This window comes from Paracoccus tegillarcae (assembly GCF_002847305.1).
In the GTDB taxonomy this organism is placed as follows: Bacteria; Pseudomonadota; Alphaproteobacteria; order Rhodobacterales; family Rhodobacteraceae; genus Paracoccus; species Paracoccus tegillarcae.
Genome location: NZ_CP025408.1, coordinates 527,323 through 548,785, shown reverse-complemented (window position 1 = coordinate 548,785; position 21,463 = coordinate 527,323). Strand labels below are relative to the sequence as shown.

General features: G+C 63.5%; 22 protein-coding genes and 1 tRNA gene. 10 read left to right on the top strand and 13 right to left on the bottom strand.

What is annotated here, in order from left to right; translation table 11 throughout:
- The first annotated feature begins 21 nt into the window (after positions 1-21).
- The 3 genes from CUV01_RS02735 (at position 22) to CUV01_RS02725 (ending at position 2,815) form a co-directional block, all read left to right on the top strand.
- The gene (locus CUV01_RS02735; RefSeq protein WP_101459124.1) at positions 22-927 is read left to right on the top strand and encodes a LysR family transcriptional regulator; all 906 of its coding nucleotides are present in this window, start codon (positions 22-24) and stop codon (positions 925-927) included.
- Positions 928-988: 61 nt separating this feature from the next.
- The gene (locus CUV01_RS02730; protein WP_101459123.1) at positions 989-1,777 is read left to right on the top strand and encodes an inositol monophosphatase family protein; all 789 of its coding nucleotides are present in this window, start codon (positions 989-991) and stop codon (positions 1,775-1,777) included.
- Positions 1,778-1,858: 81 nt separating this feature from the next.
- A complete protein-coding gene (locus tag CUV01_RS02725) occupies positions 1,859-2,815 on the top strand; it encodes a DMT family transporter (protein WP_101459122.1) in 957 nt (318 codons plus the stop codon).
- On the opposite strand, the gene CUV01_RS02720 is transcribed toward CUV01_RS02725, so the two are convergent.
- The gene (locus CUV01_RS02720; protein WP_101459121.1) at positions 2,769-4,952 is read right to left on the bottom strand and encodes a lytic transglycosylase domain-containing protein; all 2,184 of its coding nucleotides are present in this window, start codon (positions 4,950-4,952) and stop codon (positions 2,769-2,771) included. The two genes, CUV01_RS02725 and CUV01_RS02720, sit on opposite strands and share 47 nt — an antisense overlap.
- Positions 4,953-5,064: 112 nt before the next feature.
- On the opposite strand from CUV01_RS02720, the gene dapA reads away from it, so the two are divergent.
- Positions 5,065-5,940, top strand: coding sequence for a 4-hydroxy-tetrahydrodipicolinate synthase (gene dapA / locus CUV01_RS02715; RefSeq protein WP_101461811.1), 876 nt, complete (start codon positions 5,065-5,067; stop codon positions 5,938-5,940).
- Between the two features lie 154 nt (positions 5,941-6,094).
- A tRNA-Leu gene (locus CUV01_RS02710) sits at positions 6,095-6,181 on the top strand.
- Between the two features lie 63 nt (positions 6,182-6,244).
- Here the strand turns inward: CUV01_RS02710 and CUV01_RS02705 are convergent.
- The 10 genes from CUV01_RS02705 to CUV01_RS02665 form a co-directional block, all read right to left on the bottom strand.
- Positions 6,245-7,066 carry a purine-nucleoside phosphorylase gene (locus CUV01_RS02705; protein WP_101459120.1) on the bottom strand — a complete coding sequence of 274 codons (822 nt, stop codon included), beginning with the start codon at positions 7,064-7,066 and terminating at the stop codon, positions 6,245-6,247.
- Positions 7,050-7,967 (bottom strand): ABC transporter permease, encoded by a 918-nt coding sequence (locus tag CUV01_RS02700; RefSeq protein WP_232962671.1) that lies wholly within the window; start codon positions 7,965-7,967, stop codon positions 7,050-7,052. Before CUV01_RS02700 ends, CUV01_RS02705 begins: the two co-directional genes overlap by 17 nt.
- 119 nt (positions 7,968-8,086) lie before the next feature.
- On the bottom strand, positions 8,087-9,184 hold the full coding sequence (locus CUV01_RS02695; RefSeq protein ID WP_101459118.1) for an ABC transporter permease: 1,098 nt from the start codon (positions 9,182-9,184) through the stop codon (positions 8,087-8,089).
- On the bottom strand, positions 9,184-10,833 hold the full coding sequence (locus CUV01_RS02690) for an ABC transporter ATP-binding protein (RefSeq protein ID WP_101459117.1): 1,650 nt from the start codon (positions 10,831-10,833) through the stop codon (positions 9,184-9,186). The genes CUV01_RS02695 and CUV01_RS02690 overlap by 1 nt, the downstream gene beginning before the upstream one ends.
- Positions 10,834-11,823 (bottom strand): BMP family lipoprotein, encoded by a 990-nt coding sequence (locus tag CUV01_RS02685; RefSeq protein ID WP_101459116.1) that lies wholly within the window; start codon positions 11,821-11,823, stop codon positions 10,834-10,836.
- Positions 11,824-11,927: 104 nt separating this feature from the next.
- Positions 11,928-12,326 (bottom strand): GNAT family N-acetyltransferase, encoded by a 399-nt coding sequence (locus tag CUV01_RS02680; RefSeq protein ID WP_101459115.1) that lies wholly within the window; start codon positions 12,324-12,326, stop codon positions 11,928-11,930.
- Positions 12,323-12,919, bottom strand: a complete 597-nt coding sequence (gene tsaB, locus CUV01_RS02675; RefSeq protein ID WP_101459114.1) for a tRNA (adenosine(37)-N6)-threonylcarbamoyltransferase complex dimerization subunit type 1 TsaB — start codon at positions 12,917-12,919, stop codon at positions 12,323-12,325. The genes CUV01_RS02680 and tsaB overlap by 4 nt, the downstream gene beginning before the upstream one ends.
- Positions 12,916-13,242, bottom strand: coding sequence for a GFA family protein (locus CUV01_RS20440; RefSeq protein ID WP_479684915.1), 327 nt, complete (start codon positions 13,240-13,242; stop codon positions 12,916-12,918). Before CUV01_RS20440 ends, tsaB begins: the two co-directional genes overlap by 4 nt.
- Positions 13,235-13,795, bottom strand: coding sequence for a NifU family protein (locus CUV01_RS02670; RefSeq protein WP_101459113.1), 561 nt, complete (start codon positions 13,793-13,795; stop codon positions 13,235-13,237). The genes CUV01_RS20440 and CUV01_RS02670 overlap by 8 nt, the downstream gene beginning before the upstream one ends.
- Before the next feature lie 81 nt (positions 13,796-13,876).
- A complete protein-coding gene (locus CUV01_RS02665; protein WP_101459112.1) occupies positions 13,877-14,332 on the bottom strand; it encodes a universal stress protein in 456 nt (151 codons plus the stop codon).
- Positions 14,333-14,594: 262 nt separating this feature from the next.
- Between CUV01_RS02665 and CUV01_RS02660 the strand changes: the two genes are divergently transcribed.
- Positions 14,595-15,251: a sugar transferase gene (locus tag CUV01_RS02660; RefSeq protein ID WP_101461810.1), complete on the top strand. Its 657-nt coding sequence runs from the start codon at positions 14,595-14,597 to the stop codon at positions 15,249-15,251.
- Positions 15,252-15,288: 37 nt separating this feature from the next.
- Here CUV01_RS02660 and truA read toward each other — a convergent pair whose 3' ends face one another.
- Together truA and CUV01_RS02650 are read right to left on the bottom strand one after the other, a co-directional pair.
- Positions 15,289-16,080 carry a tRNA pseudouridine(38-40) synthase TruA gene (gene truA / locus CUV01_RS02655; protein ID WP_101459111.1) on the bottom strand — a complete coding sequence of 264 codons (792 nt, stop codon included), beginning with the start codon at positions 16,078-16,080 and terminating at the stop codon, positions 15,289-15,291.
- A gap of 1 nt (position 16,081) precedes the next feature.
- Positions 16,082-17,053 (bottom strand): 5-bromo-4-chloroindolyl phosphate hydrolysis family protein, encoded by a 972-nt coding sequence (locus tag CUV01_RS02650; RefSeq protein ID WP_101459110.1) that lies wholly within the window; start codon positions 17,051-17,053, stop codon positions 16,082-16,084.
- A 423-nt stretch (positions 17,054-17,476) separates the two neighbouring features.
- Here CUV01_RS02650 and CUV01_RS02645 point away from each other — a divergent pair, with 423 nt between their 5' ends.
- From CUV01_RS02645 to CUV01_RS02630, 4 genes are all read left to right on the top strand, one after another.
- Positions 17,477-18,970: an alkaline phosphatase gene (locus CUV01_RS02645; RefSeq protein ID WP_198731870.1), complete on the top strand. Its 1,494-nt coding sequence runs from the start codon at positions 17,477-17,479 to the stop codon at positions 18,968-18,970.
- A gap of 70 nt (positions 18,971-19,040) precedes the next feature.
- Positions 19,041-19,472, top strand: coding sequence for a hypothetical protein (locus tag CUV01_RS02640; RefSeq protein ID WP_101459109.1), 432 nt, complete (start codon positions 19,041-19,043; stop codon positions 19,470-19,472).
- Positions 19,469-20,131: an ABC transporter ATP-binding protein gene (locus CUV01_RS02635; RefSeq protein ID WP_101459108.1), complete on the top strand. Its 663-nt coding sequence runs from the start codon at positions 19,469-19,471 to the stop codon at positions 20,129-20,131. Before CUV01_RS02640 ends, CUV01_RS02635 begins: the two co-directional genes overlap by 4 nt.
- The gene (locus tag CUV01_RS02630) at positions 20,128-21,441 is read left to right on the top strand and encodes an FtsX-like permease family protein (protein ID WP_101459107.1); all 1,314 of its coding nucleotides are present in this window, start codon (positions 20,128-20,130) and stop codon (positions 21,439-21,441) included. Before CUV01_RS02635 ends, CUV01_RS02630 begins: the two co-directional genes overlap by 4 nt.
- Positions 21,442-21,463: the final 22 nt, after the last annotated feature.

Below are 21,463 nucleotides of genomic sequence, written 5' to 3'. Positions count from 1 at the left end.
TCATGAAAGTGATTCAAGAACATGCATCTGGAATTGCGCCATCTGCGGACTGTCCGCGCGGTTCACGAACAAGGCGGGCTGGCCCGCGCGGCGGATTTGCTGAACATCACGCAATCGGCCCTGTCTCATCAGATCAAGGCGTTAGAGGATCAGGCCGGGATCGAACTGTTCGTCCGCCGCGCCAAGCCGATGCGGCTGTCGGCTGCCGGAATGCGGCTCTTGCGGCTGGCCGAGCAGGTGCTGCCGATGGTTGCCGCCACCGAAGCCGAGTTCAAGGGCGTCGAGATGGGTCGGGTGGGCCGGTTGCATATCGCCATGGAATGCCATGCCTGTTTCGACTGGCTGCTGCCGGTGCTGGATAAATTTCGCCGCGCCTGGCCGGATGTTGATGTCGATATCCGCGTTGGGCTGGCCTTTGAGGCCTTGCCGGCACTGACCCGCGAGCAGGTCGATCTGGTGATCTCGTCTGATCCGGAGGAGGTGCCCGGTGTGACATTTGCACCGCTGTTTGACTACGCGCCGACGATGGTGGTGCCCGCCGCGCATCCGCTGGTCGAAAAGGGCTATGTCGAACCCGAGGATCTGCTGCGCGAAACGCTGATCACCTATCCGATGGACCGTGCGCGGCTGGACGTATTCAGCCAGTTCCTGACCCCGGCCGGGATCGAACCGGCCAACCATCGAAAGGTCGAACTGACAGATGTCGCGCTGATGCTGGTGGCATCCGGGCGCGGGGTTGCTGTAATGCCCGATTGGGTGTTGCGCCGTCACGCTGCCAATCCTGAACTGGCGCTGCTGCCATTGGGGCAGGGCGGGCTGCTGCGGCGCCTTTATGCGGCGATCCGCGATGATGATCTGGCCCAGCCCTACATGGCGCATGTCCTGCGCCTGTCGCGGACAGAGCCGATCCGCATGCTGCGCGCGTGACGCGGCTTGGCTTTTCTGGCTCTTCGGCCTAAGAGGCGCGCAACCCGTCAGGAGTCCGCGAATGCCATCTGCCAATATGAACGTGATGATCAAGGCTGCCCGCAAGGCCGGTCGGAGTCTGGTCAAGGATTTTCGTGAGGTCGAGAACCTGCAGGTCAGCGTCAAGGGCGCGGGCGATTTCGTGTCACGGGCCGACCGCGAGGCCGAGCGGATCATCAAGGAAGAGCTGCGCGGCGCGCGCCCCAACTATGGCTGGCTGGGCGAGGAAACCGGCGAAGAGGCGGGCGAAGACCCGACCCGGCGCTGGATCGTAGACCCGCTGGACGGCACCACCAACTTTCTGCACGGGCTGCCGCATTGGGCCGTCAGCATCGCGCTGGAGCACAAGGGTGAAATCGTCGCGGCGGTCATTTTTGATCCGGCGAAGGACGAGTTGTATACCGCCGAAAAGGGCAACGGCGCCTATATGAACGATCAGCGTTTGCGGGTTTCGGGCCGCGGCAAGATGATCGAGTCGATCTTTGCCACCGGCGTGCCATTCGGCGGCCGGGGCACGCTGCCGGCGACGCTGCAGGATCTGGCGCGGCTGATGCCGCTGACGGCTGGCGTTCGGCGTTGGGGTGCGGCCTCTCTGGATCTTGCCTATGTCGCGGCAGGCCGCTTTGACGGCTATTGGGAACGCGGCATCAGCCCCTGGGACATCGCCGCCGGGATCCTGATGGTGCGCGAGGCCGGCGGTTTTGCCGAGGGTCTGCGCGATGGTGATCACGTGCTGGAATCCGGTCGGATCGTCACTGCAAATGCCACGATCTTTGAACAATTCGCCAAGGTGATCCGGGCGCGCGACTGAGGTCTGCGGGCGGGTTTTGCCCACCTTGACCTCTTTTCGGGAAAGGCGCATCCCGGACTTGCACTTTGCGCAAGGATTCTCATGTCCGAGGAAACGCCTCAGAACCCGCTGAACGCCCCTGCGACGCGCGCGCCGGCGGTGCCGCCGAACAATAATCCGATCGACGACCGCACTGGTTTGGCGATCATGATCATGTGCGGCACCAGCCTTATCTTTGCGCTGCAGGACGGCTTGTCGCGGCAGTTGGGCAGCAGCTATGCCCCGACATTCGTGGTGATGCTGCGTTATTGGTTCTTTGCATTCTTCGTTCTGGCGCTGGTTGCACGCCAGCCGGGCGGGTTGCGCCGGGCGATCCGGTCGCGTCATCCCTATCTGCAGATCACCCGCGCCTTGTTGCTGGTGGGCGAGGTGGTGATCATGATCGAGGCCTTTGTGCGCCTGGGTCTCGTCGAGACACATGCGATCTTCACCATTTCGCCGCTGCTGGTCGCCGCATTGTCCGGACCCATCCTGGGCGAAAAGGTCGGCTGGCGGCGCTGGACCGCCATCTTCATCGGCTTTGTGGGCATCCTGATCGTCTTGCAGCCGGGTCGCAGCGCCTTTGCGACCGAGGCGATGCTGCCCCTGATCGCGGCGCTGATGTTCGCGGTCTACGGGTTGCTGACGCGCTATGTCTCGCGCGCAGATCCGGCGATTGTCAGCTTTTTCTGGACCGGCATTTTCGGGGCCGTGGCGATCACCGCATTGGGCATCTGGCATTGGGAATGGCTGGCGCCGATTGACTGGGTCTGGATGGCGTTACTGTGCATGCTGGCGGCGACGGGGCATTATCTGCTGATCCGGGCCTATGAACTGGCCGAGGCATCGGCGCTGCAGCCCTTTGCCTATACGCAGCTGGTTTGGGTCAGCGCGATCGGCGTGCTGGTTTTTGGCGATGAGCTAAGGCTGAATGTCGTCATCGGGGCCACGGTTGTGGTCGGTGCCGGGCTGTTTACCTTATGGCGCGAGAGGCAAAAGGCGCAGCAGCCGGGCTTGTGACGCCCTCGGGCCAGTTCAGATCAGGCTCATCCCCGGCGGGCAGGTTTCTGGGCAAAGGCATCCGGCCTACCGCCTCTCGCAGGTCGGGGCTCAGGGGAACCTGTGCCAGACGCAGCGGCCTGCCGGGCGGGCGCGAAGACAATGCCAGGGTCAACCGCAGCGGCGGTGGCGGCATCAGCCCGCCGCCCGACAGATCCCAACTTGGCACAATTGGCGCGGGCTTTCCCATGATCCGGGCGCGATAGATCGGCTGCGCCTCGGTCACGCGCATGACGTAATTCCGCGTCTCGTCAAAAGGGATCAGCTCGACCCAGTCGACCGGATCGGTACCGCCATGATCCGCGCCCTTGCGCAGATCGCCAAAATCGCCAAGCCAGCGCGCAGGCCGGCCCGGCCCCGCATTATATCCCGAGGCGACCAGCGCGATCGAGGTGCCAAAGCGATCCCGCAGGCCTGACAGATAGGCCGCGCCAAGTCGTGCATTATAGGCCGCGTCGCGTGTCAGCCGGGCGCGATCAAAGGGTTCGCGGATCTGACGGGCCATGGCCTCCGCGGTGGCGGGCATCACCTGCATCAGACCTAGCGCGCCTGCATGGCTGCCGACGGTATGGTTGAACTCGCTTTCCTGCCGGGCGATGGACAGAACCAGTTCGGGGGGCAGCCCCAGATCGGTTTCCTCCAGCCCGGTCAGCGGGAAATGTGCCGCCGGATAGATGGCCTGTTGATTGGCCGCGCGTTTCGACAGGCGCAGCGCATGCCAGGGTTTGCCCGCCTCGATCATCAGCCGCGCCATACGGGCGATGTCATCTGGCTCGGCGCCGTTATCAGCGGCCTGCAAAAAGAACTGCTGCGCCTGATCGGCACGGCCCGTCGCGACAAGCCAAAGACCGGCGTTGAACAACTCGTGGTCCCGCAACCCGCTGCCGCGCCAGTCGGGCAAACTGTCCTCGGCGCGGCCCTGAACGGCAAATTCGGCCGGCATCGTCAGACCCAGCTTTTCGACGGAAAGCTGGCCGTAATAGACGCCCGGATGATCCGCCCCCAGACGATAGGCTGCCTCTGCTGCCGTCTGATCGCCCAGATTTTCATGCGCGCGCCCCTGCCAATAGGCCGCGCGTGCGGTGCTGATCGCACTGCCGACGACGGTTTCGAGATGCAGGAAATGGTCCAGCGCCCGATCTGCCGCGCCGGTCCGAAGTGCGGCGTAACCCGCCAACCATTCCAGATCGGGATAGTGGCGATTATCAGCGGGCAGGAAATGGTTCGCGGCCAGACGCTCAGCCAGTGGCCAGTCACCGTTGCGCATGGCCAGTCGCGCATAATCGACGCGCATCTGCGCCCAGACTTCGGGATCGCGCAGCGCCTCGGCGCTGGTCGACACGTCCAGCATCAGATCGCGGGCCAGATCGTGCAGCTTGGCCGCAACGCGCCAGCGAAAACGGTCCATGGTCAAGCCGGGATCAGCGCCGTCGGTCGGTGGCAGCGCATTGATCAGATCGTCAACGCCGTCGCGGCGGGCCTGCAAGGCGATGCGCGCACGCGCCAGCGCGGCCTGCGGTGCGGGCATATCGGTCAGCCGCCTTTCGGCAGTTTGCCATTCGCCCTGATCCAGCATCGCGAATGCGCGGTCGGCGGCCAGCGGTTTCAGCTCGGGCCCGTGGGCGGTCAGAAACGCGCTTTCTTCAGATGGCTCAAGCGGGGTCACGGTCCAGAAACGCGCGCGCTCGGTCTTGGCCGCATCATCGTCCAGGGTAGCCAGCAGTGCGGTTTCCGCCGCCAAGCTGTCCGGCAGTCGGTCGCCCAGCCAGTCGCGGATGTCATCGGCTGGCATCTCGGCGCGCAGCCTTGCGTCGCCGCGTGCGATAAGACGTGCATCGCCCGGCCAGTCGGGGTGATTCCGGCGAAAGGCCAGATAGTCGCCAAACTCGCCATGACCCGCCTGCAGGGCCTGCCAGCCGATCAGCGCCTCGGCCATCGGGCCCGAACGCTGCGCCGCGGCGCGCGCGGTGATCCAATCGCCGACCTCGGCTGCTGACAGGGCCAGCGCCATCGCGCCGGCATCCTCGGCCTGCGCTGGCAGGGCCGGCAGCATCAGCGCCAGCGCACCTGCCCGGAATATGTGACCGATAGACCGCATTCGCCCTCTGTTTAGCGGCGCGATCACGCCGGGTGCAACTCACATCCTTGGCAATTCCGCAGCCCGGATATAGGGTCCGCGCGTTCTGGAACCACAAATGCAGGAGCGTGCCATGTTCAAAGGGTCGATACCCGCCCTCGTCACGCCGTTCACCTCGGACGGCGAGTTGGATCTGGATACGCTGAAGAAGCTGGTCGAATGGCATATCGAACAGGGCAGCAACGGTCTGGCCCCGGTCGGCACGACGGGTGAAAGCCCGACGCTGAGCCATGACGAACATCGCCGCGTGATCGAGACCGTGGTCGAGGTGGTCGATGGCCGTATCCCGGTGATTGCCGGCGCGGGCTCGAATTCGACGCGCGAGGCAACCGGGCTGGTGCAATTCGCTGCCGAGGCTGGCGCGCAGGGCGCACTGGTGGTCACGCCCTATTACAACAAGCCGACGCAAGAGGGGCTGATTGCGCATTTCACTGCGCTGCATGACGCCGCCGATCTGCCGATCATCATCTATAATATACCGCCCCGTTCGGTCATCGACATGACGCCCGAAACAATGGGTGAACTGTCAAAGCTGCGCAATATCGTCGGCGTCAAGGACGCGACCGGCAAGTTGGAGCGTGTCAGCCAGCAGCGCATCACCTGCGGCCCCGATTTCATCCAATTGTCGGGCGAGGACGCGACCGCGCATGGGTTCAATGCTCAAGGCGGGGTTGGGTGCATCTCGGTCACCGGCAATGTTGCGCCGGGTTTGTGCTCGAAGATGCAACAGGCGACGCTGGCCGGCGATTTCGCCAAGGCGCTGGAGTTTCAGGACCGCCTGATGCGCTTGCATATCGCGATTTTTGTCGAGCCGGGGCTGGTGGGCGTCAAATATGCGATGTCGCGGCTGGGATTGTGCGAAGATCGCGTGCGGCTGCCGTTGACCCCGCTGCGCGCCGAGACCCGCAAGCAGATCGACGCCGCCTTGGCGCATGCCGGGCTGATCTGACAGAGAACGCTGCAAGCAACGGGCGGGGCGCAAGGGGGATCGACCCCCTTGCGCCCCGCGGCCTGTCGGCCGGGCGCTGCGGGCATCGCCGCAGATGCGATTACCCCTTTTCAATCGGCACAGCTTTGGCTATCACCCCGCCCACTGCCCGGATGCGGTCGTGGCGGAATTGGTAGACGCGCAGCGTTGAGGTCGCTGTGGGGTAACTCCCGTGGAGGTTCGAGTCCTCTCGACCGCACCATTACTTTCTGAAAATTGGTTCCTTGGTCTGCGCCTGTGGCCTGCCTTGAGTGGCACGGCTGCCCTAGATCACTGGCACAGCCGCGTCGCCATCGCGAAGGAATCGGCGCAGTACCTGTTCCAGCTTGGCCGCGCCGATGGGGGCCATGGCCTTGGTATGTTCGTGGCTGAGGGCCTCGTCCGACATGCCCGCACCCATATTGGTGATGACCGAGATCGCCGCGCAGCGCAGGCCGAAGAAGCGGCCGAGGATGATTTCGGGAACCGTTGACATGCCGACCGCATCGCCGCCGATGATCTGGGTCATGCGGATCTCGGCCGGTGTTTCGAAGCTGGGGCCGGAAAACCAGGTGTAGACGCCCTCGTTCAGGTCGACATTTTCGGCGATGGCGGCGCTGCGCAGGGCCGCGCGCAGATCGGTATCATGGGCGTCGGTCATCGGCTGAAAGCGGGCATCGGTGGCCTCGCCGATCAGCGGGTTTGCACCCGACAGGTTGATGTGATCGGACAGCATCATCAGCGCGCCGGGCTGCATCGTTTCACGCACTGAACCGGCGGCATTGGTCAGGATCAGCTTTTTCGTGCCCAGCCCGGCGACCACTTCCAAAGGCAGGCGCATCGCATCGGCCCGACCGGATTCGTAGTAATGCGAGCGGCCACCGAAAACCGCCACGCGGCGGCCCTCTAACTGGCCGATCACCAGCTGCGGTACGTGGCCTGACACACCGGCATGGGGAAAGCCGGGCAGCTCGTCATAAGGGATCGCTGTGCCATCGACCGTGCCAGAGATATGCCCAAGGCCCGAGCCAAGGATCAGCGCGTATTCCGGCGCCTCTGGCCCTGCACGCTCGCGGATGAGGGCAACAAGATCATCGCTCTTTGACATAGGGTTCTCCGCCCGCGCGTGGCGGGATCGCGCGGCCAACAAAGCCGGCGAGGATGATGACGGTCAGGATGTAAGGCAGTGCGTTCATGAACATCGAGGGGATGGTAACGAAGCCCAGATCCAGGTTGGGATATTGGTTTGCCAGCGATTCCAGCAGGCCGAACAGCAGCGTTGCAAACAGCGCGCCCCAGGGCCGCCATTTGGCAAAGATCAGCGCCGCCAGGGCGATAAAGCCGCGACCGGCGGTCATTTCCTTGACGAAGCCTGCGGAAAGCCCGGTGGCCAGATAGGCGCCAGCGACGCCGCAAAGGATGCCGCAGATCGCAATCGCGGCATAGCGCAGCCGGGTGACCGAGATGCCCGCCGTATCGACCGAGGCCGGGTTTTCGCCCACAGCCCGCAGGCGCAGGCCAAAGCGTGTGCGATAGAGTACCCACCAGGTCAGCGGCACTGCCAGAATGGCCATATAGACCAGAATCGAGTGCCCCGAGATCAGCCGCGAATAGATCGGCCCCAGCAGCGGCACACCGGCCAGCGCATCGGCAAAGGGCAGGTTCAGGTCGCCAAAACGGGCATCGCCGACAAGGGCCGGGGTCCGGCCGCCGAGGCCAAAGATCTTGATCCCCAGCAACACCGTCAGACCCGAGGCGAGAAAGTTTATGGCAACGCCGGAAATCAGCTGATTGCCGCGAAAGGTGATCGAGGCCAGGCCATGGATCAGCGACAGCGACAGCGAGCCGCCAATACCGGCCAGCAGCCCCAACCAGGCGCTGCCGGTCAGATACGCCACGGTCGCCGCAGAGAACGCGGCCATCAGCATCTTGCCCTCTAGCCCGATATCAAAGACGCCTGCGCGTTCCGAATAAAGGCCCGCGAGGCAGGCCAGCAAAAGCGGCGTCATCAGGCGCAGCGCGCTTTCGATACCGTCAAGGGCACGGTTCTGGTCCAGCAGCACCCAGATCACGCAGATGGACAACACGATGATCGGCGTCAGCGCGTCTTTCAGCGAATTCAGTCCCATCAGACGTCCTCTCGCTTGCGCAGGGCCATGAAGATGCGCTCCAGCGGCATCCGCACCATATTGTCCAGCGCGCCGGTAAACAGGATGACCAGCGCCTGGATGACGATGATCAACTCGCGCGGGATGCTGGTCCACAGCGCCAATTCGCCGCCGCCCTGATAGAGAAAGCCAAAGAGCAGCGCCGCGAGAAAGACGCCGAAGGGGTGATTGCGGCCCATCAGCGCCACCGCGATGCCGATAAAGCCTGCGCCTTCGACCGCGTTCAGCACCAGCCGTTCGCTTTCGCCCATGACGTTGTTGATCGCCATCAGACCGGCCAGCCCACCCGAGATCAGCATGGCAATGACGGTGATGCGCACCGGCGAAATACCGGCATACATCGCACCGGGCTCGGATTTGCCAAAGGCGCGGATCTCATATCCAAGGCGGGTGCGCCAGATCAGCAGCCAGACCAGAAAGCAGGCTGCGATGGCGATAAAGAAAGTGATGTTGACGGGCGTGTTCTTGCCCCACTCGGTGCCGAAAATCGTAGCGATATCCGACAGTTTCGGCAGGTGTGTGCCCTCGGGAAAGCGGGCTGAGGCCGGGTCCATGCTGCCCACGGGGCGCAGCATATTGACCAGCACATAGTTCAGGACCGCTGCCGCGATAAAGTTGAACATGATCGTGGTGATGACGATGTGGCTGCCGCGTTTTGCCTGCAGCCATGCCGGGATGAATGCCCAGGCTGCCCCCAGCAACGCGCCGCCGATCATGGCGGCGGGCAGGGCCAGCGCCCAATGCGGCCAGGGGAATGCCAGACAGACCAGCGCCACCCCCAGACCACCCATCGCCGCCTGACCCTCGCCGCCGATGTTGAACAGCGCGGCGTGGTAGGCGACCATCACGGCCAGTCCGGTAAAGATGAAATTCGTTGTGTAATACAGCGTGTAGCCCCAGCCATAGCTGGACCCAAGCGCGCCCTCGACCATTGTCGTCAGCGCCACCCATGGGCTTTCGCCGATGGCCAGGATCACCAGCGCCGAGATGGCCATCGCCAGAAACAGTGAAATGAGCGGTGTCAGGATGACATCGGCCCATTTTGGCATCTTATCCATCAGGCACGACCCTCTGGCAGTTCATCAACATGTCGGTCTTCGGGCGGGATGCCCGCGCTGTCGGGGGTGTTTTCGGTGTCGGTAACACCGGCCATCAACAGGCCCAGTTCTCCGGTCGTCGTTTCAGAGGGCAGCCGTTCGCCCATGATACGGCCGTCAAACATCACGGCAATGCGGTCAGACAGCGACAGGATCTCGTCCAACTCGACGCTGACCAGCAGAACGGCCTTACCCGCATCGCGCAATTCGACGATCCGTTTGTGGATGAACTCGATCGCGCCGATATCAACGCCGCGGGTGGGCTGGCCGATCAGCAAGAGGTCGGGGTTCCGCTCGATCTCGCGGGCCACCACGATCTTTTGCTGGTTGCCGCCGGAAAAGTTGCGAGCTGCCAGGTTGGTGTTGCGCGGACGGACGTCGAAATCCTCGAAATATTTCTCGGCATCGGACTTGATGGCGGTGTTATTCATCATCAGCCCGCTCTGATAGGCGGGCTTGTCGTGATAGCCGAAGGCCACGTTTTCCCAGGCTGCGAAATCCATGATCAGACCTTCGGTCTGCCGGTCCTCGGGGACATGGCCAATACCGCGTTTGCGGCGCGTGCGGGCGTCGGATTTGGTTCCGGTCAGGTCCAGGTTGTCGCCATTCATATGGATGGTGCCGCTGACCTTGCTGCCCTTTTCGGGATAACCGCCCAGCAATTCCATCAACTGCGTCTGGCCATTGCCGCTGACGCCCGCGATGCCCAGAATTTCGCCGGCACGAATGTCAAAGCTGATGCCGCGCAGGCGCTCGACACCCTCGTCATCGACCAGCCGCAGATCGCGAACCTCAAGCACCGCTTGGCCCGGATTGGCGGCGGCTTTCTCGATGTTCAGGATGACCTTTCGACCGACCATCAGTTCGGCCAGTTCCTCGGGGCTGGTCTGGGCGGTCTGGACCGATGCCACCATCTCGCCGCGTCGCATCACCGAGACGCTGTCCGTGATCTCCATGATCTCGCGCAGCTTGTGGGTGATCAGGATGATGGTCTTGCCCTCGGCGCGCAGCCCTTCGAGGATCCGGAACAGGTGGTCGGCCTCGGCCGGGGTCAGCACGCCGGTCGGCTCGTCCAGGATCAGGATATCGGCTTCGCGGTACAGTGCCTTGAGGATCTCGACGCGCTGCTGATGACCGACCGAAAGCTCTTCGATGGTCTCATCGGGGTCGACATTCAGTTCGTATTCTTCGGCCAGCTGCTTCAGGACGCCGCGTGCCTTGGCGAGCGAAGGGCGCAGCATCGGGCCGTCCTCGACGCCGAGGATGATATTTTCCAGCACGGTGAAGTTCTGCACCAGCTTGAAATGCTGGAAAACCATGCCGATGCCGGCGCGGATGGCGGTCTGGCTGTCTGCAATGGTCAGCGGCTGACCGTTCACCATGATCTCGCCGCTATCGGGTTTGTAGAACCCGTAAAGGATCGACATCAATGTCGACTTGCCCGCACCGTTCTCGCCGATGATGCCGTGGATCGTGCCCTTTTCGACGCGCAGGTCGATGTTCTTGTTTGCCTGAACCGGACCGAAGGCCTTTGATATTCCACGCAACTCGATTGCGGCGGGGGCGGCCGTGTCTGGCCGCCCCCCCGAAGGTTGTGTCGCCTCGGCCATTTACTGGACCGGGCAGGTGTTATCGGTCATGTAATCGTGCACCGCGACGCTGCCATCGGCGATCTGGGCTGTCGCCTCGTCGATCGCAGTCTGCATTTCGGCGGTTACCAGATCCTTGTTGTCATCGTCGATCGCAACGGCGACGCCGTCTGCTTTCAGGTCCATCACCTTGACGCCGGCCTCCAGATCAGCGCCTGCGGTGAACGCGTCAAAGACGGCGTTGTCGACGCGCTTGACCATCGAGGTCAGCATGCTGCCCGGATGCAGGTGGTTCTGGTTGCTGTCGACGCCAACGCCCAGCTTGCCGCCATCTGCCACGGCTTGCAGCACGCCGATGCCGGTGCCGCCGGCAGCCGCATAGACCACGTCCGCGCCCTGGCTGATCTGCGCCTTGGCCAGTTCACCGCCCTTGACCGGGTCGTTCCATGCCGCAGGCGTGGTGCCGGTATAGTTGATCAGCACGTTGCCCTCGGGCTTGACCGATTTGAAGCCCTGCGCAAAGCCGCATTCGAACTTGTGGATCAGCGGAATGTCCATGCCGCCGATAAAGCCGACGGTATCGGTTTCCGATGCCATTGCGGCCATGATCCCGGCCAGATAGCTGCCCTGTTCCTCGGTAAAGACAACCGATTGCACGTTCGGCTGTTCGACCACCATGTCGATGATGCCGAACTTGGTGTCGGGATAGTCGGGCGCGACCTTGTTCAGCACGTCGCCAAAGGCAAAGCCGGTCATGATGATCGGATTGGCGCCGGTTTCAGCCAAGCGGCGCAGGGCCTGTTCGCGCTGCGCCTCGGACTGCATCTCCAGTTCCTTGTAGCTGCCGCCGGTTTCCTCGGCCCAACGCACGGCGCCGTTATTGGCGGCTTCGTTGAAGGATTTGTCGAACTTGCCGCCCAGATCAAAGATCAGCGCCGGCTCTGCCGCCGCGACGCCGGCGCTCAGCGCGACCAGCGCGGTTCCGGCGAAAAGGGTTTTCATCAGAGACATTATGGTAACCTCTTCTTGTCAATATCGTTACGGACGATTCTGCCCGCTGCATTGCTTGATTAGGGCGCATAGCCCGAAAGTGGTCAACACTATTCTGCGCGTTTTCAAAGCGCAAGGCGCAGCGTCAGACCGTCAATTTCAGGGGTATAATAGCCCGGCCGACGCCCGACATTCTGCCATCCCTGCGCCTGATAGAGGGCAATCGCCGGGTGGTTGTTTGCGGCCACTTCCAGGAATGCCTCAGCCGCGCCGCGTTTGCGCGCGCTGCTGGAAAAATCCCGCGTCAGGGCTGCGCCGATACCGTGCCGTCGTGCCTCGGGGGCGACGGCGAGGGTCAGCAACTCGGCCTCGTCCGCGACGACCCGGCCCAGCAGAAAGCCATTCGGTCGGTTCAGCAGAAAGGCGTGCGGCCCCTGCAGCAGGCCCGCAAACTCGGCTGCCGTCCACGGGCGGGGCACATCAAAGCAGCGCCGGTGCAGTTCCGCCAGCGCATCCGGGCTCACGGCAGCATCACCACAGGCGCATCGCGTGACGGTGCCGCATCGGCGGGGCGCAGATAGATCGGGGCAGGGCGGGGCGCAGGGGTGTGACGGCGGGCCAGCGCGATCCGGGCCATGGCGACCGCCAGCGGCATCAGCGGGGCGGCAGGTGCAGGGCCGGGCGGCAGCGTATCGGCCGCGGCTTGCTGTGGCCGACCCTCGCCTTCCAGCCCGAAATCCTGCCAGATAACCTGATCTTTCCGCGAGGGGATCACCACCCGGCAGGGCCGCGGCAGATCAAGCGCGGCGGCTTCGGTTACACTGATGCCAATGGCCGGGATCCTCAGCGACAGGGCCAGCCCGCGTGCGGCGGCGACCGCGATGCGGATGCCGGTAAAGTTTCCGGGGCCCGTGCCCACGCCGATCACGTCCAGATCAGCCCAGCCCAAGCCGGCCTCGGCGAGTATCTCGTCCAGCAGGGGAAACAGCCGCTCGGCCTGGCCTTTGGTCATCGGCTCGACCCGCTCGGCCAGCACCCGATCGCCCGCCAGCAGCGCGACGGCGCAATGCGCGGCAGAGGTGTCGAAGGCCAGGGCGAGCGGCAGATCGCGGCTCATGAGCGTGCATCATTCAGCAGGTCGCGCAAACTGCCGTTCTGGCGTGGCAGATCGTCGAACCGCGCCGCCAGTGGCGATCCGCGGGACGCACGGTTCCAGCGCGTCACCCCGGCACCTACCGTCCTGCCGGTGCCAAGGTCTGGCGTGAACCCGATCTGCTCAGGCTTATACGCTGCGACGGCGGCGGCGGCCCGGCGTCGGCAATCTGTGCAGTGGCAGTATGAAGCGATCAGCGGCGGCGCGAGCGCGGAAAATGAAGAGGCGCCACAATAGCAGCGCCCTCTTGGTTCTTCGCATGCGCCGTCGTCAGGCGCGTCAGGCAACGGGGCGAACCTCGATCACCTCTGGGATATAGTGGCGCAGCAGGTTCTCGATGCCCATCTTCAACGTCAGGGTCGAAGAGGGGCAGCCCGCGCAGGCACCCTGCATATGCAGATAGACAATCCCGCGATCAAAGCCGTGAAAGGTGATGTCGCCACCATCCTGCGCCACGGCGGGGCGGACGCGGGTGTCCAGCAATTCCTTGATCTGGTCGACGATCTCACCATCGGGCCCGTCATGGCTGGCATGGCCGCTATTCTCGGCGGCTTCGCCTTCGATGGCGGGCGCGCCGGACTGGTAGTGTTCCATGATCGCCCCCAGAACCGAGGGCTTGAGGTGATCCCAATCGGTCTCATCCGACTTGGTCACGGTCACGAAATCGCCGCCCAGAAACACGCCGTTGACGCCCTGCACCGCAAAGATGCGCGCGGCCAGCGGTGACTTGCCCGCAGTGTCGCCTGTGGGGAAGTCGGCGGTGCCATTACCCAAAACAGTCTCGCCCGGCAGAAATTTCAGCGTGGCGGGGTTTGGCGTGGTCTCGGTCTGAATGAACATGGGCTGTGCTCCTTTGGTCTTGATATGGGCGTCACAGGCGGTTGGGTCAAGCCGGCTTGGCGCGTCCTATTGTCCGCGCCGTCAGGTAATGGCTTCCAGTCGTTCCTTGGAAATATCCCCTGGGACCAGCGTGACCGGACAGCCCAGAACGCCGGCTTCGCGCAGCAGGCGATTGATGATCGGGTTTTTGGCGCCCTTCTCGGCGGCGATGCCCAGTACGACCACACCGATCAGCGGATCTTCGCCGACCTGCGCCAGTAGTTCGTCGGCCGGATCACCCTCGCGGATCACCAGTTCCGGCTCGACCTTGGGGCGGTCGCGCATCCACTTGGCGAAAACCTCGAAATGGGCCTCGATGCGTTCGCGCGCCTCGGCCCGCATGACATCCGCAACCCCCAGCCCATGCTGGATTTCTTCGGCTGCAATGACGGCCATCACAATGACCGCACCCCCTGTATTCGCTGCCCGCATTGCGGCAAAACGCATCGCGTTCAGGCATTCACGGCTATCGTCCAGGAGGACGAGAAATTTGCGCATCGCGCCGGCTCCTGTGCCAGTTACCGGCCATAGAGTGACCGAAGAGCCACCCTGGTGCAAGGTTGAGGAACTGAACGGGGGTGTAGTATTTCCATATTTGTAACGGTGTGTTACCGGATACAAAGCAAATTCGGCACATAAAGGCAGCCGCTCAGTGACGATTCACCAAGATTGGGACAAGACAGAGGTGTCGCAGCTCACAGGGCTGAACATGCCGCAGATGGCGTGGTTTACCTCTGATGCGGAAGCGCAGAGCTATCCGATGCCCCTGTCAAAGCGTCTCTTTGATATTGTCTTCGCGACACTGCTGCTGCTGCCCGTGCTGCTGCTGATGGGCGGTGTTGCTCTGGCACTGTTGATCACACAGGGCCGACCGATCATTTACAGCGCAAGGCGCATGTCTGGGTTGAAACAGTCCTTCACGCTGTGGAAATTCCGCACCATGAGTGTCGAGGAAAGCGATTACGGCGTCACCGGCCCGCACAAGAATGCCCGGATCACGCGTTTCGGCCATTTCCTGCGCCGGACCCGGATCGACGAGTTGCCGCAGTTGTTCAACATCCTCAAGGGCGACATGAGCTTTGTCGGACCCCGGCCACCCAATCGCGAACATGTCGAACAATACCCGACCGTCTACGCGCAGGTGCTGAAAAGCCGTCCGGGTGTCACCGGGCTTGCGACCTTGATCTATCACCGTCACGAGGGGCGCATCCTGTCTTCGTGCAGCAGCGCCGAAGCGACTGAATTCGTCTATCGCCGCCGCTGCCTGCCCGCCAAGCTGCGACTGGATCTGATCTATCAGCGGCATCGTTCGATCATGATGGATGTCTGGATCATGTGGCAGACGGTAAGGATCGTGACAGTCGGCGTCGGGCGCCGTAGACGTCGCCTTCGCAGGCAGCAGCAATCGGACGTCTGACCGGCGTTCTTGCGCAGCCAGCACAGCAATTGCATCCCTAGCTATCAGTGCCGGACCTGAACGGGTTCTGCGGATAACCTACGCCGGTCAGGTAAAGACCGTGCGGCGGGCAGACGGGGCCGCAGGCCGCGCGGTCACATGCCGCCAGCGCCTCGGCCACGCGTATCGGTTCCCATGCGCCTGCGCCGACACGCTCTAATGTGCCGACTATCGAACGAACCTGATTGTGCAGGAACGACCTCGCGCGCAGATGGAACAGATACTCGGCGCCCTGTGGCAGGGCGATTTCCTCGATGCTGATCTCGTCCATCGTCTTGACCGGGCTTTGCGCCTGACAGATCGAGGACCGGAATGTGGTGAAATCATGCCGCCCGATCAGATGCGCCGCACCTTCGCGCATGGCCTCGACGTTCAGCGGGTTCAGCACCTGCCAGACCAGACCGCGATCATGGGTGACCGGCCCGCGGCGTGCGATCAGGCGGAAAGTATAGCGCCGCTCTGACGCAGAAAAGCGCGCGTGAAAGCTGTCATCTACCCGGGCCGCCTGCAAGACCGCGACAGGTGCCGGTTTCAGATGCCAGTTCAGCGCCTCGGACAGACGAAACGGGTCCCAGTCCTTTTCCAGATCGGCATGCGCGACCTGACCCGTGGCATGAACGCCCGCATCGGTGCGGCCCGCCGCCGCGATCCGTGCGCCCGCAGCAAAGCCGCGGTCCAGCCGCGCCAGAGCAGTCTCTATCGCCCCCTGAACCGTCGGCTGGTCGGCCTGTGCCTGCCAGCCAGCGAAGGGGGCGCCGTCATAGTCGATCTTCAGCGCAAAGCGGGGCATGTCAGGATTTGGTTTCAGCCTTGTCACGCGCGCGCAACAACTCGTCCATGGTGACCGCATCCTGGCTTTCCAGCGCGGTCGCAGCGCGTTCGGGGCTGTCGACACCCTCGCGTGCCAGCCGGTCACGCAACACCTGGATCTCGATATCCAGATCGGTGCGGCTGCCGTCCAGAAAGGCACCCGTCCGTGCGGCGAAATTGGTTTCCAGATCGGCCAGCAGCGCCTCGTAATCCTCGCGGGTGCGGGCATCGCGGGTCTGCGAATAGACATCGACGAACTTCACCGTCGCATCACGAGCGCCCATCAGATAGACGCCCATATATCGCCGCGCAGCGGACAGATCCTCTGGGTTCTGTTCGACCTGACGAAAGAGGTCATGCACGGTCGCCTCGAACATCGACACCCGCGACTCGAGCCGTCGGTCGCCGGTGCGCAGGACCGCCTCTTTCATGCCGTCCAGATAGCGCTGTCCTTCGCCAACCATCCGCGCCACGCGGTCTTGCTGAAAGCTGTCGACGCCTTCCATCCCCTTGTCGCGCATCGGGTCGGGGCCAAAGGACAGCCAATGCAGCGCCGCACCCGCCATGCCGATCAGCGCGCCGTCTGCATAGGCACCGGGTTCGGCCGCGCCGACGGCAAGACCCAGCCCGGTCAGGACGCTGCCGAACAATTTGCGCGGAAAGGCCGGGCGTTTGGCGACGCGGCGTGCCTCGTAGGCGGCTTGGGCCTGCAAGCCTTCGCGGGTCAGCCAACCCGCCAGCGCCATGGTGCCAAAGGCCGCCAGATCGGTGACCAAGCCGGTTGGGGTTTGGCCGAACGCCCCCAGCAGAAACGGCGATGCGGCGATGGTGACCCATTTGACGCGGCTTTCCAGCGCGTGCCGCATCGCCCCCATCGGTTGGACCGCCTGCGGATCACCGGGGCCGCGCTGCTGGCCATCGGGCGAGTATTTTCCACCGTAACGCTGTGCCATGCCTGCCGCCTATGCCGCGCCATGCAGTGATGCGTAGAGCGTCAGCAGCACAAGCAGATAGAAGGACAGCCGTTGAGTGGCCTTGCGGGACATGGGCGTTCCTTTCGCCATTTGCGCCAAAACTCCTCGTCGGGCTGGCTTGTTCCATCGGGTAAGAATGGGATGCGCGGGCTATGGGCGCAAGGGCAGGGTGCCTGACCGAACGGGTTGCGCGATGATCTAGCCCGAAAAATCGCAGAAAACCAGATGCCTGGCGGCTCTGCCGGCGGCAAGTTTGACTGTGACTTGAGGATCAGCGCAACGCGATCGGGGCGCGGGTGCGGCAGCATTGGACCGCAAATATCACAAAATCGTTGTGCAACGTGCACCGGATTGTCATCTTAAGATGAGATTGGCCCTTCGAACACAACCTATGAGGTTACCATGTCAATTCGCATCCCTGCCACCGCCATTGGACTTCTGTTCGCAACCGGGGCTGCTGCCCAGGTCACCATTTCTCAGCAGGAAAGCCCCTGGTACACCGATGCTCAGGCTCATATCGCCGAGTTGGAGGCCGTTCAGCCGAATACAGACCGCGCAAAGAACGTCATCCTGTTCGTAGCTGACGGGAACGGTATCGGTACCAATTACGCAACGCGCCTGTGGGTGGGCCAGCAGACAGGCGGCATGGGGGACGACCATGTTCTGCCGCAAGAGACATTCCCCAACGTTGCTCTGGTGAAAACCTATACCACCAACGGCCAGACCCCGGATTCCGCGCCAACCGCCAGCGCGATGAACACAGGTATCAAGTCGCGCAATGGCACGATCAATATCGACGATGCCGGTGCCTATGACAGCTGCGATGCCGCCGCAAATGCCGGCCTTACCACCTTTTCCGAGATCGTCAGTGACATGGGCAAATCGGTGGGCATCGTCACCACCGCACGCATCACCCATGCCACCCCGGCGGCAGTCTATTCCAGGACCGCCAATCGCGACTGGGAAGACGATACCCAGCTTCCCGAGAACTGCGCGCAAAAGGACATTGCCCTGCAGATGGCCGACGCGATCAGCGCCGGGACCATCGACTTTGCGATGGGCGGCGGGCGTCAGCACTTTCTGCCCAACGGCATCACCGATGACGAAGGCAAGGAGGGCCGCCGCGTCGATGACCGCAATCTGGTCGAGGAGATCAAGGCCAACGGTTGGCAATATGTCTGGAACGACGAGACGGCACGCGCCGCCGATCTGTCGCAGCCGGTTCTGGGCCTGTTCGAGGCCAGCCACATGAAATATGAACATGACCGCACCGGCGAGCCTTCGTTGGCAGAGATGACCGAAATGGCCATCACCAACCTGTCGCAGAACGAGGATGGCTATTACCTTGAGATCGAGTCGGGCCGTGTTGATCACGCCAATCACGCTGGCAACCTGCATCGCACGGTGACAGACGGGGCAGCCTTTGCCGATGCCATTGCAATGGCCCTGTCGATGGTCGACACCGCCGAGACGCTGATCATCGTCACGGCCGATCACAGCCACGCGGTGAACTTCAACGGCTATTGCGGGCGCGGCACGCCGATCACCGGCCTGTGCTATGAGGTCGATGATCAGGGCCATGAGCACACTGATACGCCCAGCATGGCGCTGGACGGCAAGCCCTATACCGTTGCCGGTTATCTGAACGGCGCCGGCTCGATCCTGCATCAGGAGGAGGGCGCGAATGACTGGAGCGGGTCGCGGCCGGACCTGACCCAGGAAGAGGCAACCGATCCCGATTACCTGCAACAGGCGCTGCTGCCCATGCCTTCCGAGACGCATTCCGGCGAGGATGTCGCGGTCATGTCCACCGGCCCCTGGTCGCATCTGTTCCGCGGCGTGATCGAGCAGAACCTGATCTTTCACGTCATGCTCAAGGCTGTGACCGCCGAGTAGGGCATGATCTGTTACAATCAGTGGGCGGGCTACCTGACGGCCCGTCCCATTTGACCTGAAAGGCCATGCCATGGCTTCTTTCGACCGCCGCTCTGCCCTGTTGGCGCTGGCCGCGCTGCCCTTGGCCACAGGGGCATTTGCCGCCGATGATCCGATCCTGTTGCGCGATCTTTACAACAAGGATCTGTCGTTTTCGCCACTGGCCGAGGGGTTGCAGGGTCAGCGCATCCGGGTCGAGGGCTTTATGGCCCCGCCCCTTCGCGCCGAGAGCCGTTTTTTCGTGCTGACGCGTCGCCCGATGGCGGTCTGCCCGTTTTGCAACAGCGCGTCGGACTGGCCCGACGATATCGTCGCCATCTATGCCAAGCGTGTAGTCAAGGTGATCGCCTTCAACATCCCTATTGTCGTGTCGGGCGCGCTTGAACTGGGCACCCACAAGGACCCCGAGCTTGGCTTTGTCAGCCGGGTGCGGCTGTCGGATGCGGAATATCAGCGCGTATGAGTCTGGCGCTTTCGATCCGTGATCTCCGGGTTCGCGCGGGCGACCGGGATTTGCTGTCTCTGAACCGGCTGGACCTGCCACCCGGCAGCCTGACGGGCATTCGCGGGCCATCGGGGGCAGGCAAGACCACCGCGCTGCACGCTATGGCGGGGCTGATCGCGGGGCAGGGGCGGCTGGCCTGGGGGGATACGGATCTCTGCGGTCTGTCGGATGCGCAGCGCACGCGGTTTCGCGGCGATCATATTGGCATGATCTTTCAGGATTTCATCCTGTTCGAGGAAATGACCGCGCGCCAGAACGCGATGATCGCGGCCATGTTCCGGCCTGACCGCAGATCGCTGGCGCGCCGCACCGATGCGTTGATGGAACGCCTGGGTATCGCACCGCTGGCCGATCGCAGGGCCGAACTGCTGTCGGGCGGCGAACGTCAGCGCGTGGCGGTCGTTCGTGCATTGGCGCATGACCCCGCCATTCTGCTGGCCGATGAGCCGACGGCCAGCCTTGATCGCCCCACTGCCGATGCGCTGATCGCCGATCTTGCGGCGCTGTCGCGCGACGCAGGTCGCAGCGTGGTCATTGTCAGCCATGATGAGCAGGTCTGGGCGTCCATGGACCGGACGCTGACCATCCGTGACGGCAGATTGGTGGCGGATCCATGAGCGGTCTCTGGCACAGCTTGTCGGCTGGCGCGCAGGATGCGCTGGTTCTGGCCGCCATTCTTGCTCCGGCGCTGTTGTTGGGCTGGATGATCTGTCGCGGGTTGCTGGTAGGGCCGCTGGTTCGCAGCCTGTTGCGCCGCTATCGCTGGACCAACCTTGCCTTCGTTTTGCTGGTGGCGCTGTCGGTTGCACTGGGGGTCGGGCTGATCGCGCAGGAACGCGGGTTGCGTCAGGCCTCGGCGCGGGTGGCGGAAAAGTTCGACCTGATCGTCGCTGCGCCGGGTGACGAGGTGTCCATGCTGATGGCCACCGTCTACCTGCAGGCCGTTGATGCGCCGTTGCTGGACGGTGCCACCTGGCAGGCACTGACCGAGGCCGCAGGCGACCGCGCCACCCTGACGCCGATTGCCTATGGTGACAGCTGGCAGGGTCATCCGATCGTCGGCAGCACTGCGGATTTCGTCGCGCATCTGTCGGGGCTGCTGGCCGAGGGTGCGATCTTTGGCACCCCCGATGAGGCCGTGATCGGCGCGCGCGTGCCCTTGGCCGTGGGCGGCGAGGTGGAACCCGCCCATGGCCATGGCGCGCTGGCCGAGGATCACGCGCATGAGGGTGTGCATCTGCATGTCACCGGGCGCATGGCGCCCACCGGCAGCCCGTGGGACGACGCGATCATTCAGCCGGTCGAGGGCGTCTGGCTGACCCATGGGCTGGGCAACGGCCATGATGATATCGAAAGCCAACGGATCGGCCCCCCTTTCGACGCCGAGCATTTTCCCGGCAGCCCGGCGGTTCTGGTCACGACGCCGGATCTGCCCACGGCCTACGGGCTGCAATCGCAATTCACCACGCGCGATACGATGGCCTTCTTTCCCGGCGCGGTGCTGTCCCGGCTGCATGGGCTGATGGGCAATATGCGCGAAATCATGTCGGTCATGTCGCTTGGCACACAGGCTTTGGTCGCCGCTGCGGTCATGGCCGGTCTGATCGTGCTGTCCCAACTGTTCGAACGGCGGTTGGCCCTGCTGCGTGCCTTGGGTGCACCCTCGCGCGCGGTCTTTGCGGTTGTCTGGTCTTATGCTGCGGTTTTGCTGGGCGCCGGCTCTGTCCTTGGGTTGGGTTTGGGGTTTCTCGCCGTGCGCGTGCTGTCTGGCCTGCTATCGGCGCGTACCGGTCTGCTGATCCGCCCCATGATGGGCTGGTCTGAACTGCATCTGGTTGCCACCTATTTCACCATCGCCCTGCTGTTCGCACTGGTCCCGGCGGCAATTGCGCTGACACGACCCGTTGCCGAAAGACTGCGCCGCTAAGGCGCGCGATCCAAGAGGCATA